Raw genomic sequence first — 14,198 nt, 5'->3', positions numbered from 1 at the left:
GTGACGGGTCAAGGGCGCGGCTGGCGAGGGCTGCGAGCCTGTTCACGCCCGTCAGGAGACCGTGCCCACGGTCCCGCCGCCGACCGGCACCGAATGCGGCGTCCAGGCGCGGATGAAGGACAGGCAGCTGGCTGCCTCCAGCGGGCGTGCCAGCCAGTACCCCTGGATCTCGTCGCAGCCGCGACCGCGCAGGAATTGCATCTGCGCCTCGGTTTCCACGCCTTCGGCGATGACCGTCAGGCCCAGCGAATGCGCCATCGCGATCACCGTGGTCGTGATGGCCTCGTCGTCGGCGTCGCGGGTGAGGTCACCGATGAATTCCTTGTCGATCTTCAGCGTGTGGATCGGCAGGCGCTTCAGGTACGCCAGCGACGAATAGCCGGTACCGAAGTCGTCGATCGCCAGGCCCACGCCGAGCGAGCGCAACGCATCCAGCGTCGCCGAGGTCTGCCCGGCGTTGGCCATGATCACGCTCTCGGTCAGCTCCAGCTGCAGCATTTCCGGTGGCACGCCGCTTTCGACCAGCGCACGCGCGACCTGCTTGGGCAGGTTGCCGCGCAGCAGCTGCAGCGACGAGACGTTCACCGCCATCGTCAGCTGGTCCAGGCCCTTCATGCGCCAGCCCTTGAGCACGCTGCACGCCTCGCGCAGCGCCCATTCGCCGATGTCGAGGATGAGTCCGCTTTCCTCCGCGAGCGGAATGAACTGGGCCGGCGAGATGTCGCCCAGTTCCGGGCTCGTCCAGCGCAGCAGCGCTTCCACGCCGGTGATGCGCGAATGATCCAGCGACAGCTTGGGCTGGAAGACGAGCCGCAGTTCGTTGCGATCGAGCACGCCGCGCAGCGCGGCGGAAATCGTCGCGCGCCCGCGGATCTCCACGTCCATCGCCTCGGTGTAGCGCATGAACGTGCGGCGTCCCGCGGCCTTGGCCTGGTACATCGCAGTGTCGGCGTGCTTGAGCAGGTCCGTCGGCACCAGCGCGTGGTCGGGATACAGGCTGATGCCGATCGACGGCGAAATCACCACGTCGTGGCGCTGGTCGATGTCGAGCGGCGCCTCGAACGCCGCCAGCACGTCGCGCGCGACCTGCTCGGCGTGCTCGATGGTTTCGAGGTTCTCCAGCAGCACCGTGAACTCGTCGCCGCCCAGGCGCGCGACGGTGTGCTGCGATCCGACCGCCTGCTGCAGGCGATGCGCCGCCGCGCGCAGGATGCGGTCGCCGGCGGCGTGGCCGAGCGAATCGTTGATGTCCTTGAACCGGTCCAGGTCGAGGAACAGCATCGCGATGCGCGTGTTGCCGCGACGCGCCTTCACGATCGCGCGCGACAGCCGCTCCGACAGCAAAGCGCGGTTCGGCAGGCTGGTGAGCGTGTCGTAGTTGGCGAGATAGCGAAGTTCCTGCTCGGCGCGCTTCTGGTCGGTGATATCGCCCAGCACCGCGACGTAATGCCCGTGCTGGCCGCCCGCGTCGAGCACTTCGCTGCCCTGGAACCAGCACAGGAATTCGTCGCCGTTCTTGCGCTGCTGCCAGATCTCGCCGGACCAGCGCCCGTTGCGGCGCAGTTCGCCGCGCACGTGCTGGTAGAACGCCGGGTCGTGCTGGTCGCTGTCGAGCAGCCGCGTCGGCCGGCCGATCACTTCCGCATCGGTGTAGCCGGTCATGCGGGTGAAGGCAGGATTGACCGAGACGAAGCGGAATTCCTGGTCGAACACCGCCACCGCTTCCATCATGCTGTTGAGCACCTGGCCGGCGACGCGACGGTCGCGCTCGGCGCTGCGGTTGGCGGTGATGTCGCGCGCCGTGCCGGCCACGCGCAGCGCACGGCCGGTGGCGTCGCGTTCGACCACGCGACCGCGCGCACGCATCCACACCCACTTGCCGTCGACCTCGCGCACGCGGTGTTCGGACACGTACAGCGGCGTTTCGCCGCGCAGGTGCCGGCGCAGCGAGGCGATGGCGCGCGGCAGGTCGTCGGGATGGATCTGGAGGTTCGCGTCCACCAGCGTCTGCACGCCCAGGTCCGTGGTCAGGCCGGCCTGGTCGTCGGCGCGCGTGCGGCGCAGCACGCGGCGTTCCAGGTCGTAATCCCAGAACTGCTCGCCGGACGCCCACAGCGCGAGCTTCAGGCGTTCGTCGCGTTCGCGGATCTGGGCGAAGTAGCCGCGTTCGCGACGACGATCCTGCATGCGACGCCACGTCAGTGCGCCGACCAGGCCGAACAACGCCAGCACGCCGGCCGCGATCACCAGCGGATGCCGCCACAGCGGCGGCGCGACGTGCACGGGGATTTCCAGCGTTGCCTCGTTCCACGCGCCGTGACGGTTGGTGGCCTGCACGAGGAAGGTGTAACGCCCGTTCGGCAGGCGCGAGTACGTCACGTCCTGCGCGGTGCCGTTGTCGATCCACTCGCGATCGAAACCGTCCATCCGGTAGCGGTAGCGCGTGGCGGCGGTCGGGGCGAAATCGAGCGCGCCGATGCGCAGGCGCAGCAGGCCGTCGCCTTCGTCGAGTTCGAGATTCGGCGCCTGCCACAGCGAGCGCGGATCGGCCTTGGCCTGGTTGCCCACCCACGCGCCGAGCAGGCGCAGCGGTGCGGTGTAGCCGGACTCGTGCATGCGCCGCGGATCGAACAGGTTCAGTCCGCGCACGCCGCCGAAGGCGATGCGTCCGTCGCCCAGCTGCGCGACGGAGCCACCGTGGAATTCCAGGTCCTGCAGGCCATCGGCGAGACCGTAGCTGCGCGTGCGTTCGTCGCGGATGTCGTAGCTGATGATGCCCGCCTGCGTGCTCAGCCACAGGCGTCCGGCCGGCGCTTCGGCGATGGCGAACACCACCGGTACCAGATCGCTGCTGAGCGTGCCGGTGAGCGGATGGGCGAAGTGGATGCCGCCGTCCTTCTCTTCGACGATGCGGCTCAGCCCGGCGTGCGTGCCGACCCACAGCGAGCCGTCATGCGCGACGTGCAGCGCACGCACGCGATTGCCGGGAAGGCTGTGCGGATCGCGGTTGGAATGGCGGAAGTGACGCAGGCGCCCGGTCTTCGGATCGAGTACGTCGAGTCCGTCGCCGGTGCCGAACCAGACGTGGCCGTGGCGGTCCTCGACGATCGCGTGCACGACCGGATAGCTCAGCCCGCTGGGGTCGTTCTCTCGATACGCGTAATGGGTGAGCTCGCCGGTGGTCGGCCGGTAGCGGTACACGCCGTAGCCGTGAGTACCGATCCACAGCGTGCCGTCGCGCCCGGTCGCGAGCGTGCGCAGCGGCGTGCGGCCGAGTTCCGGCACCGGCTGCGGCTGCGCGGTGCGACGCTGCGGATCCAGCCGGTACAGGCCCGCGTCCGAGGCGACCCACAGGTCGTCCGGACTGGCCGGCGCGAAGCCGGTGACGTGCGGCGTCCGTCCGCGATCGGCGAGGATCGCGCTCAGGTCTTCGAACCGGTCGTCGGCCAGCACGTAGCGGAACAGCCGCGCGTTGTCGGTGCCCAGCCACAGCGCACCGTCCTGGCCCTGCACGATGGAGCGGATGCTGTCGGCCGACGCCGGGCTGTCGGGTCGACGCGGATGCTCCATGTTGAACACGTAGCGGAAGCGCGTGCCGCGCGGATCGGCGACCGCGACGCCGCGGAACTGGCCGCCGATCCACAGCATGCCGCCGCGGTCGATCATCAGCGCGTTGATCGAATCGTCCGGCAGGCTAGCATCGATGCCGGGTTCCTCGCGCACTTCCTCGACGCGACCGCTGGCCGGATCGAGCCGGCGCAGGCCGTAGCCGTACACGGAAAACCACAACTGGCGATCCGGCGCCTGCACGATCGCGCGCACCGCCGGCGCCGCGTCGTCGGACAGCGGCTGCTGCGGCCAGGCACGCACGAGTTCGCGCCCGTTGCTGTGCAGGCGGAACAGGCCGTCGCGGCGGCCCAGCCACAGCTGGCCGGCGGCGTCCTGGAACAGCGCGGTGACCGGTACGTCCGGGCCGATGCGCTCGGGCAGGCTGCCATCGAGCCGGTACAGCCCCAGCGGGCCGCCCCACCATGCCACGCCATCGCGCGAGGCGAGCAGGCTCTGGGGGCTCGCGCGGCCGATCGTCTGCGTCTCCAGCGCCAGCATCGTCTGGCGCTTGCCGGTGACCGGATCGAGGTGCTCCAGTCCCGCCATCGTGCCCACCCAGACCTGCCCGCGATGCGGCAGCACGGCCATCACCTGGCGGTGCGGATGCGCGGAGCCCGAAGCGGCGAAGCGGCGGATCCGCCCATCGGCGAGATCCAGCCGGCTCAGGTATTCGGAATACGTGCCGACCCAGAGCGCGCGGTCGCCGTCCATCGCCAGCGCCGTGATGTGGCTGTCTGGCAGGCTGGCGGCGTCGCGCGGGTTGTGGCGGTAAGGCAGGTAGCGCTGCCCGTCGTAACGGTGCAGGCCGCCCTGGGTGGCGACCCAGACGTACCCCTGCGTGTCCTGCGCGAACGCGGTGACGGTGTTCTGGACCAGTCCGCGGTCGCTGCCGGGGCGGTCGAAGTAGAAGTCACGCGTGGCCGCTCCGGCCGTCCCGGCCAGGGCTGCAGCGATCACGAGCACCGCGCCGGCGAACCGGGCGGCTGGCAAGAAGGTCTGGCGGAACACGAACACCCCCGGCAACGACTCCAGCGTTGCTGCGTGCAGTGTAGGCAGGCGTTCGCGCCGGCAACAACCACCGGATTGCTACACTGCGCGCCGTCCCCCGCTTTCACGCCCTTCACGCCCTTCGTGTCCGACATCGAACTGCCCGACGTGTCCGCGATCGAGGCCGAGAGCCGCCAGTTGGCGCTCGCCGCTTCGCCCTATGAACTGCATGGCGGCCTGTGCGGCTGGCTGGCCGGCGGCGGCCCGTCGCTGCGCGAATGGCCGGCGAAAGTGCTGGCCGACGACGCGCTGCCCGCGCCCGCGACCGGCGGCGCGCTGGACGAACTGCGCCTGGCGAGCGCCGCGCAACTGGCCGACCGCAGCTTCGACTTCGCCCTGCTGCTGCCCGAAGGCGACGCCTCGCTCGCCGAGCGCAGCGGCGCACTGTTCGAGTGGTGCCGCGGTTTCCTCGGCGGCTTCGGCCTCGCGGCCGGTTCGCGTCCGAAGCTGTCGGACGAAGGCGCCGAAGCCCTCGGCGACCTCGCCAAGCTCGCCGCCGCGCAGCCGCAGAGCGACGGCGACGAGGAAGACGAGGAAGCGCTGGTCGAAATCGAGGAATTCGTGCGCGTGGCCGTGCTGCTGCTGCACGGCGACTGCGTGCTGGCAGCGCAGCATCGGCAGAAGTTGAACTGACGCCGGTTCGTGATTTGTGATTCGTGATTCGAGAAGGCGGATGCCACCTCGTTCTGGATCACGGACCTGATCCTGTCGCGTTCGAATCACGTTGCACGAATCACGAATCACGGTTCGACGACATGCACAAACCCCTCCGCATCCCCGACAAGGCCTACGCGAAGCGCCGCAGGCAGCTCATGCGCATGGCCGGCGACGACGCCATCGCGATCCTGCCGTCGGCGCCGGAGCGCATCCGCAGCCGCGACACGCACTATCCGTACCGCCAGGATTCGGACCTGCTGTACCTCACCGGTTTCCCCGAGCCCGAAGCGGTGCTCGTGCTGGTGCCCGGCCGCAAGCACGGCGAGGTGATCCTGTTCTGCCGCGAGCGCGATCCCGAGCGCGAAGGCTGGGACGGCCCGCGCTTCGGCCCGGAAGGCGCGGTGGAGGCGTTCGGTCTCGACGACGCGTATCCGATCACCGATCTGGACGACATCCTGCCCGGCCTGCTCGAAGGCCGTTCGCGCGTGTACTACCACTTCGGCCGCGACCAGGAATTCGATCTCAAGCTCATCGGCTGGCTCAACCGTGTTCGCGCGATGGTGCGGCAGGGCGCGCAGCCGCCGCACGAATTCCTGGAACTGGGCCATCTGCTCGACGAGCTGCGCCTGTTCAAGGACCGCGACGAACTGCGCCTGATGCAGCGCGCCGCCGACATCAGCGTGCTCGCGCATGAGGCGGCGATGCACGCCGCGCGTCCCGGCATCCACGAATACCAGTTGCAGGCGGAAGTCGAACGCGTGTTCCGCTCGCACGACGCCGATCCCGCGTACAGCAGCATCGTCGGCGCGGGCAGCAATGCGTGCGTGCTGCATTACCGCGCGAACGCGGCGCAGGCGAAGGACGGCGACCTGGTGCTGATCGACGCCGGCGCCGAGTATCGCGGCTATGCGGCCGACATCACGCGCACCTTCCCGGTCAATGGCCGCTTCACGAAGGAACAGCGCGCACTGCACGATCTCGTGGGCGAAGCGCAGGCGGCGGCGCTCGCGCAGGCGTGTGCGGGCATTGCGTACGAAGCGGGTCATGTCGCCGCGGTGGAAACGCTGACCGAAGGATTGCTGCGGCTCGGCCTGCTCAAGGGCAAGCTCGAGAAGAACCTCGCCGACGGCAGCTACCGCCGCTTCTATCGACACAAGACCGGGCACTGGCTCGGCCTCGACGTGCACGACGTCGGCGAATACCGCCTCGATGGGGAATCGCGCCTGCTCGAGCCGGGCATGGTGTTCACCATCGAGCCGGGCGTCTACATCTCGCCCGACGACACCACGGTGGATGCGAAGTGGCGCGGCATCGGCATCCGCACCGAGGACGACGTGCTGGTCACCAACGACGAACCGCAGGTGCTCACCAACGCGCTGGCGCGCAGCGCGGATGAGATCGAGGCGTTGATGGCTTCGCGCGCCTGAGTTCCGGAACCGAGGTTACTTCGACAGGCCGTGTCCGCCCGCCGGCGCGGTCTGGATGTAATCGCCGAACCCGGCGATCAGTAGCTTGGCCTTTTCGATCGCCGCCTTCACCGCCGGTCGCGAAAGCGACGCCTTATGGCTCGCCTCGCTGTCCCAGACCTCGGTGATCCAGATCGCGTCCTCGTGGCTGGTGTCGCGCGCGACGATGTAACTCAGGCAACCGGGCATGTCGTGGATGCCGTCGAGCAGGATCTCGATCAGCGCATCGCGCTGGCCGGGTGCGGCCATCATCCGGCCGATGAGTCCGTGCATGGAGGACTCCTTCGTGGACAACGCCTGCGCCGCGACGCTGCCCGGCAGTACGAAGGACAGCGCGCCCTGCGCGGCGCTGGTGATGAAATGGCGGCGATCGAGCGGCATGGCGGCGTCCCTGGCGATGGCCCAAGCCGATGCTAACCACGTGCGTGTCGCGCCGACGCAAACGCCGGGCCCGCTTCTGTAGCCCGGGCAAGCGGAGCGCACCCGGGAACGCCGCAGGATTCGATAACGTCACCACCGCCTCCCCGGGTGCGGCCTGCGGCCTTACCCGGGCTACAACGGCAGGTGATCAGCTTTTGTAGCCCCGGTAAGCGAAGCGCACCCGGGGAACGCCGCAGGATTCGAGAACGTCACCACCGCCTCCCCGGGTGCGGCCTGCGGCCTTACCCGCGCTCAAACGGCAGGTGATCAGCCTTTGTAGCCCGGGTAAGCGGAGCGCACCCGGGGGACGCCGCAGTACCTGGCAACCAGCAACGCCACATCCCGGGTGCGGCCTTCGGCCATACCCGGGCCACGACGGCAGGCGACGGCGAATCAGCCTGCGTCGGCGAACGCGTCACGCGTCAGATTGATCGGCGCCTCGCCCGTGCACACCACGTCGTCCTCGATGCGGATGCCGCCGTAGGGCCTGAACGCGTCCACGCGCGCCCAGTCGACGCTGTCGGCGTGACCGTTCTTCCTCACCTCGTCCAGCAGCATGTCGATGAAGTACAGGCCCGGCTCGATCGTCACCACCATGCCCGGCTCGAGCACGCGCGTGAGGCGCAGGTACGGGTGGCCGTCGGGCTTTGCGATCGTGCCGCCTTCGTCGCTCGCCGCGAAGCCGGCGACGTCGTGCACCTGCAGGCCGATGCCGTGGCCGATGCCGTGCGGAAAGAACGCGCTGCTCACGCCGGTGGCGACGGCGGCTTCCGGCGAGACGTTGATCACGCCGAAGTCCTTCAGCACGCCCGCGAGCGCGAGGTGCGCGTCCAGGTGGATCTGCTTGTAGTCCACGCCCGGACGCACCTGGTCGCACATCTTCAGCTGCGCCGCGTCGACCGCGTCGATCATCGCCTGGAATTCGCTGCCCGCATCGTGCGCGTAGGTGCGCGTGATGTCGCAGGCGTAACCGTCGTGCGCGGCGCCGGCATCGATGAGGAAGCTGCGCGGCGTCTGCGGCGCGACGAGGTCGCGATCGGTGTAGTGCAGCACCGCGCCATGTTCGTTGATCGCGATGATGTTGTTGTACGGCAGGTCGTTGGCGTCCTGTCCGGCGGCCTGGCAATACACCAGGTGGATGCCGAACTCGCTCGCACCGGCACGGAACGCGCGCTCCGCCGCGCGATGCGCGCGCACGCCGCGGCGCGAGGCCAGTCGCATCATCTCCACTTCGTACGGCGTCTTGAACGCGCGGTGGTATTCCAGGTAGTTGACCACCGGCGCAGGATTGTTCGGCACGAAGTTGCCGACCGCGCTCTGCGCCTCACCCAGGATCGCGCAACGCGCCGGATTCGCCGGCAGGTGCTGCAGCGCTTCCTCGGGCTTGCGGATGATCACGATGTCGAAATGCTCGACCCAGTAGCCGCTCGGCGCCGACGGCACGACGTGCCAGTAGTCGAACGGCTGCAGGAAGATCAGCTTCGGCTTCTGCCCCGGCGTGGTGACCAGCCAGCTGCCGGGCGCGCGCGTCAGCGGCAGCCAGGCCTTGAACTGCGGGTTCACCGCGTAGGGGTAGTCGCGGTCGTCGAACACCTGGTAGTGCGCGGTGCCGCTGGGGATCACGAGGTGTTCGAAGCCGCCGCGGGCCAGGGCCTGCTCGGTGCGGCGGTGAAGTTCGGCGATGTGGTTCGGGTACAGCGCGGCGACTTGGCTCATTGCGGAGGCATTCGGAGGCGGGAAACCGTCTTATTGTGCCGCATGCCGGCCGCGTTGCCCGATTCAGAAACAGGGGGAGGAACGCGGAACAGGAACGAGAGAGGAACGAAAACCGAGAAACGGCAAAGTCGCTGCTTTTCCCGCTTCTCGTGCCTGGTTTCTCGTTTGTTGTTCCCCGGCTCTACATCGGCCGCCCGTTCCCCGACTCCAGCCAATGCCGCAACTGCTGCAGCTCACTCTCCAGCATCGTGATGAAGCGGAAGCCCGACCACGTCTGCCCCGGCGTGCTGGTGCTGTCCTGCCACAGCAGGTGCGCGCCGACCTCGATCGGCGAGGACTGGTGCGGCGCGCCGCGCAGGTTGAAGCGCAATTGATACAGGCCGTCCTCGACCAGCGGCGTGGTGGCGATCAGCAGCATCCCGGTTTCCGAGAGGTTGCTGAGCTGGCCGATCACCGTGTCGGTCATGGTGTCGACCACCTGCACCGGTTCCTGGATCGCACGGCGGCGGGCGCGGCGGAACTCTTCCATCATGCGTGCATCCTTCAGGCGTGCGCTTCGGAGTGGTTGTTGTGCCCGACCAGCTGGCCCAGCGCGCCCATCACGGCGCTCCAGGCGCGATCCACCAGCCGGCTCTTTTCCTCGGTGACCACGCGCGCGCGGCCCGCGGCGACCTGGCGCGCGAGGCTGTCCAGCGACTGCTCGCTCACGCGCTGGCCGCGATGGTTCACGAACAGCGCGTTGTCGGTCACCGGGCTGAACCACGACAGCCGGCGGCGCACGACCTCGCCCGCATCGCCGATGTCGAATTCGAACCACGTACCGAACGGCAATGTGCGCAGATGGCGCCAGCATTCCTGTTCCTTCGGCGAGCGCTCGGGCGTCTTCGGTGCCAGCGCGTCCGCATCGTCGCTGCCCAGGCGCGTGCGCGCCTTCAGCTTGAGCGCGAGCTCAGTCCGCGATGCCGCATCGTCGTTGGCGGCGGTGCCGGTGACGAGCTGGCGCGAGATCGCGCCCGCATCCTCGACGTGGTAGCCGACCTGGGTGAGCGCGGCCTCGATGTCCTCGCCCAGCGCACCGGAGACCTGGCCGCGCTGTCCCGCCGCATTGGCGGCGACGATCTCGCGCGTCGCCTCGAGCTGCCGCTGCCAGTCTTCCGAATCCTCGCCGCTGCGCAGCAGCGTGAGCGTCAGCACGTCGGTCCACGCCTGGCTGAGCAGCGTCTGCACGAAGCGCGGCAGCTTGTGTTCGCCGACCACCTCGTCGATCGCCGCGCCCGCCTGGCGCTTGGCCAGCACGAGTTTCTCCTTGCCGCGCGCGGCCTCGACGTGCCGCCGCTCGGCGACTTCGGCCTTGCGCGCCATCGAACGCAGGTGCTCCTGCAACTGGCGATTCGCGTTCTCGAACACGCCGGTGTCGCCGTCGTAGTTGTCCACGACGTGATCGACCGCGCGGCGCAGCTGGTCGTTGAGGTGCGGATCGCTCTCGTCCTTCGGCACCCAGTGCGCGCCGGCTTCGGCCACGGCGTTGAGCAGCTGGCGGGCGGGATGTTCGTTGCGCACGAAGAAGCCGCGATCCTGCAACGCGAGCCGGACCAGCGGCACCTGCAGCCGGTTGAGCAGGCTGGACACCGCCGCATCGGTGCGCAGTTCGCGGCCGATCTCGGTGTAGAACAGGTCCAGCAGTTCGAAGGTGTCGGCGTCGTCGCGCGAGAGGAACGCCGCCTCGCCACGCTGCTGGCGCGCCTGCGCGAGCAGCGTCTGGCGCACGTCGGTGAGGTTGCGCGGCTTCGACTGGTGCTGCGGCACGCCCTGCAACGTGGACAGCGCCTTGACCAGTTCGTCGCGGGTCAGGGTCGGTCGCGCGGCAGGACCGTCGCTGGTGCGCAGGCGGCTGGTCAGTTCGCGCCGTGCGGACAGCAGGTGCTGCAGCAGCGCGAAGGTTTCCTCGTCCGCCGGGGTCGCGGTGGCGTTCCCGTCGAGCTGGCCCGGCCATGCCGTCATCGGCCGCTGCTTCGGCGGCGTGGGATCGGCGGCCTCGACGATGCGGCGCTGGCCCTCCTGGCGCTGCGGCGAGCGCGGGCGGATCGGCACGAACGACAGGCTCGGCAGCACGTTCTCGCGCGCGAGCAGGGCGTTCATGGTTTCCACCAGTTGCGCGTAGCCGGTCATCACCTGGTGGTCGAACACCTTGTACAGGTGCATGCGCGCCTCGGCGCTGATCTGCAGCGCGTGCGCGGCTTCCGACAGGATCCTGCCCAGCGCGTAGGGCCCGACCGGCAGGCGTTCTGCATCGAACGCCGGCTGCCCCGCGAGCACGCCGAAGCGCTGGCCGAGCAGCAGCAGCGGCAATCCCGCGCGCGATTCCTGCCGCGAGGCGATCGAGCGCAGCACCAGCGCCTCGTCCACCTCGCCATGCTCGACCAGCTTGAGGTCGCGGAACGCGGGCACCGCGGCATCGCTTTCGGCGGGCGCGCCGAGCGGTTCGCGGATCGTCGTCAGCTCGCCTTCCACCAGCGCGAGGAACCGCGGCACCAGGTCGGCGCGGTTGAGGCGCGTGGTGCGGAGGGTTTCCAGATGGCCGGCCTGCTGCGCCGGATTGCGCGCCAGGTCCGCATGCTTGAACAGCTGCTGCTCGAATTCGCCGAGCATCGCTTCCAGCTGGCGCGACATTTCGTCGGACACCAGCGCGTAGAGATGTTCGAGCACGCGTCGTACGCGCGGCGGAAGCGCGGCCGACGCCAGGGTAGGACGGGGTATCGAACTGCCTAGGGGTTCGAATGTGGCGGACATGGGATCACCGTCTCAGATCGGACGATCATGCATCGGCCCATCCGTGCCCCGCCAGCCTTGTCGCTCAGGCGGTCCCTCAGGGGGCGACCACTCGATGAAACGTCGTGGGACCTAAACAGCGGCCAGCGCGGCTCGCGGACCCGGCGTGTCCACCGGACAACGCGCCGTCACCCGACCGTGTAACCGGCGACCTCATGCGGCAGCGCGGGCGTTTCGTGGTCGCCGTCGCCTTCGAGGAAGAGTTCGATCACGTCGTTGGTGAAGCGGCGGCCGAGTTCGGTCGGACGCACGCGGCCGTCCTCGATCGACAACCAGCCCTGCGCCTCGGCCTGGTCGAGCGCGCCGGCGATGCTCGCCCGCGGCAGGCCGGTGCGCGCTTCGAACGCGTCCAGCGGGAAGCCGTCCACCAGCCGCAACGCGTTGAGCATGTATTCGAACGGACGGCGCGCCGGCGCGATGCGGTCGTCGCCGCCGATCGCCTCCGCATGCCCCGCCGCCGCGAGATAGCGCGTGGGATGCTTGATCTTCCAGCGGCGCAGGATGTCCTGCTCGGCGCCCAGCGTGATCTTCCCGTGCGCGCCGGCACCGATGCCCAGGTAGTCGCCGTACTGCCAGTAGTTGAGGTTGTGCAGGCACTGCCGGCCGGGCCGCGCGTAGGCGCTGACCTCGTACTGCGCATAGCCGGCCTGTGCGAGCATCGCCTGGCAATGCTCCTGCATGTCCCAGCTGGCGTCGTCGTCGGGGATGTCGCGCGGCGGCCTCGCGGCGAACACGGTGTTGGGTTCGAGCGTGAGCTGGTAATGGCTGACGTGCGTCGGCTGCAACGCGAAGGCGCGTTCGAGGTCGCGTTCGGCCATCGCCAGCGTCTGGCCGGGCAGGGCGTACATCAGGTCGAGGTTGAAATTGTCGAAGCCCGCGTCCTGCGCGAGCTTCACCGCCGCGTCCGCCTCGCCGCTGTCGTGGATGCGCCCCAGGCGCTTGAGACATTCATCGTCGAAGCTCTGCACGCCGAAGCTCAGACGATTCACGCCGGCGGCGCGGTAAAGCTCGAAGCGGCCGTGCTCGGCGGTGCCTGGGTTGGTCTCCAGCGTGATCTCGCACCCCGGCGCGAAACGCAGCCGGCTGCTCGCGCCCTGCAGGAAGCGGTCGATGAACTCCGGGGGGAACAGGCTCGGCGTCCCACCGCCGAAGAACACCGAATGGATCGTTCGGCCCCAGACCAGCGGCAGGTCGAAGTCGAGGTCGGCCAGCAGCGCGTCCACATAGGCGTCGAACGGCAGCGGCCCGCGTCCCTCATGCGAATTGAAATCGCAGTACGGGCACTTGCGTACGCACCAGGGTAGGTGGACGTAGAGCGACAGAGGTGGCGTGGTGAGCATGGGGTGATTCTGATCCCGGCGTGCTTAGGGATTCGTCATGTCCAGGAACCCTCATCCCGGAGGGGAACGTCTCCCGGCGGGGGCCGGGATACAGGCCGATGGCGTGTCCAGGAAGAGAGGCTTACGGCGAAAGCCGCCGCTTCAACTCCGCCAGCGCCAGCCCGCGATGGCTGATGCGATTCTTCAGCTCCGCATCGAGCTCCGCCGCCGACATGCCCTGTTCCTCGTCGAGGAACACCGGGTCGTAGCCGAAGCCGCCCGCACCGCGGCGCTCGTGCAGCACACGGCCGCGCCAGAGGCCTTCGGCGATGATCGGCTGCGGGTCCTCGGCGTGACGCAGCAGCACGATCACCGCATAGAAATGCGCGGTGCGCTGCGCATCGGGCACGTCGCGCAGCGCGTGCAGCAGCTTGTCGATGTTCGCTTCCGGATGGCCGTGCTTGCCGGCGTAGCGCGCCGAGTACAGCCCCGGCGCACCGCCGAGCGCATCCACGCACAGGCCCGAATCGTCGCCCAGCGCCGGCAGCCCGGTTTCGCGCGCCGCCTTGCGTGCCTTCAGCAATGCGTTCTCGACGAAGGTCAGGCCGGTCTCGTCGGCGTCGGCCACGCCGAGCTCGCCCTGCGTGACGATCTCGATGCCGGTGCCGCCGAGCAGTTCGCGGATCTCGCGCAGCTTGCCCTGGTTGCTGCTGGCGATGACCCAGCGTTCGTTCGCACTCATGCCGAGCGCTCCAGCAGGTCCCATCGGTTGCCGTGCAGGTCCTCGAACACCGCGACGGTGCCGTATGGCTCGTGACGCGGTTCTTCGAGGAAGCGCACGCCGTGCGCGAGCATCGAGGCGTGATCGCGCGCGAAATCGTCGGTATGCAGGAAAAAGCCCACGCGCCCGCCGGTCTGGCGGCCGATCGCCGCGCGCTGTTCGTCGTCCACCGCCCGCGCGAGCAGGATCGCCGTCTGCGCGCCGCGCGGGGCGACGAGCACCCACCGCTTGCCGCCGCCCAGGTCGGTGTCCTGCCGCAGTTCGAAGCCGAGCTTGCGCACGTAGAAGTCGATGGCCTCGTCGTAATCGGCCACGACCAGCGCGAAACAGCCGATGTGTGTCTGCATGGCCGGA

At 69.1% G+C, this 14,198-nt stretch carries 9 protein-coding genes and 1 pseudogene; 2 read left to right on the top strand and 8 right to left on the bottom strand.

The window, feature by feature from the left end:
- Positions 1 to 51 precede the first annotated feature (51 nt).
- A complete protein-coding gene (locus tag AC3ANK_RS15920; RefSeq protein ID WP_206861791.1) occupies positions 52 to 4,566 on the bottom strand; it encodes an EAL domain-containing protein in 4,515 nt (1,504 codons plus the stop codon).
- Positions 4,567 to 4,749: 183 nt separating this feature from the next.
- Here AC3ANK_RS15920 and AC3ANK_RS15915 point away from each other — a divergent pair, with 183 nt between their 5' ends.
- On the top strand, positions 4,750 to 5,289 hold the full coding sequence (locus AC3ANK_RS15915) for a UPF0149 family protein (protein WP_206861801.1): 540 nt from the start codon (positions 4,750 to 4,752) through the stop codon (positions 5,287 to 5,289).
- A 122-nt stretch (positions 5,290 to 5,411) separates the two neighbouring features.
- On the top strand, positions 5,412 to 6,740 hold the full coding sequence (locus AC3ANK_RS15910) for an aminopeptidase P N-terminal domain-containing protein (protein ID WP_206861790.1): 1,329 nt from the start codon (positions 5,412 to 5,414) through the stop codon (positions 6,738 to 6,740).
- Positions 6,741 to 6,755: 15 nt separating this feature from the next.
- On the opposite strand, the gene AC3ANK_RS15905 is transcribed toward AC3ANK_RS15910, so the two are convergent.
- From AC3ANK_RS15905 to AC3ANK_RS15875, 7 genes and pseudogenes are all read right to left on the bottom strand, one after another.
- Positions 6,756 to 7,160 carry a putative quinol monooxygenase gene (locus tag AC3ANK_RS15905; protein WP_206861789.1) on the bottom strand — a complete coding sequence of 135 codons (405 nt, stop codon included), beginning with the start codon at positions 7,158 to 7,160 and terminating at the stop codon, positions 6,756 to 6,758.
- A 432-nt stretch (positions 7,161 to 7,592) separates the two neighbouring features.
- Positions 7,593 to 8,915, bottom strand: a complete 1,323-nt coding sequence (gene pepQ, locus AC3ANK_RS15900; RefSeq protein ID WP_206861788.1) for a Xaa-Pro dipeptidase — start codon at positions 8,913 to 8,915, stop codon at positions 7,593 to 7,595.
- Between the two features lie 181 nt (positions 8,916 to 9,096).
- Positions 9,097 to 9,447 carry a PilZ domain-containing protein gene (locus AC3ANK_RS15895; RefSeq protein WP_206861787.1) on the bottom strand — a complete coding sequence of 117 codons (351 nt, stop codon included), beginning with the start codon at positions 9,445 to 9,447 and terminating at the stop codon, positions 9,097 to 9,099.
- An 11-nt stretch (positions 9,448 to 9,458) separates the two neighbouring features.
- Complete coding sequence (locus AC3ANK_RS15890; RefSeq protein WP_206861786.1) at positions 9,459 to 11,621, bottom strand: DUF1631 domain-containing protein; 2,163 nt, start codon at positions 11,619 to 11,621, stop codon at positions 9,459 to 9,461.
- Positions 11,622 to 11,938: 317 nt separating this feature from the next.
- A pseudogene (gene hemW, locus AC3ANK_RS15885) lies at positions 11,939 to 13,084 on the bottom strand (radical SAM family heme chaperone HemW); the annotation flags it as partial.
- A 121-nt stretch (positions 13,085 to 13,205) separates the two neighbouring features.
- Positions 13,206 to 13,805 carry an RdgB/HAM1 family non-canonical purine NTP pyrophosphatase gene (gene rdgB / locus AC3ANK_RS15880; protein WP_206861784.1) on the bottom strand — a complete coding sequence of 200 codons (600 nt, stop codon included), beginning with the start codon at positions 13,803 to 13,805 and terminating at the stop codon, positions 13,206 to 13,208.
- Positions 13,802 to 14,191 carry a VOC family protein gene (locus tag AC3ANK_RS15875; RefSeq protein ID WP_206861783.1) on the bottom strand — a complete coding sequence of 130 codons (390 nt, stop codon included), beginning with the start codon at positions 14,189 to 14,191 and terminating at the stop codon, positions 13,802 to 13,804. Before AC3ANK_RS15875 ends, rdgB begins: the two co-directional genes overlap by 4 nt.
- Between the last annotated feature and the right edge of the window lie 7 nt (positions 14,192 to 14,198).

It is taken from the genome of Lysobacter sp. SCRH-1R, assembly GCF_057747855.1.
The sequence above is the reverse complement of the archived record's forward strand: the minus strand, read 5'-3'. Positions and strand labels throughout refer to the sequence as shown.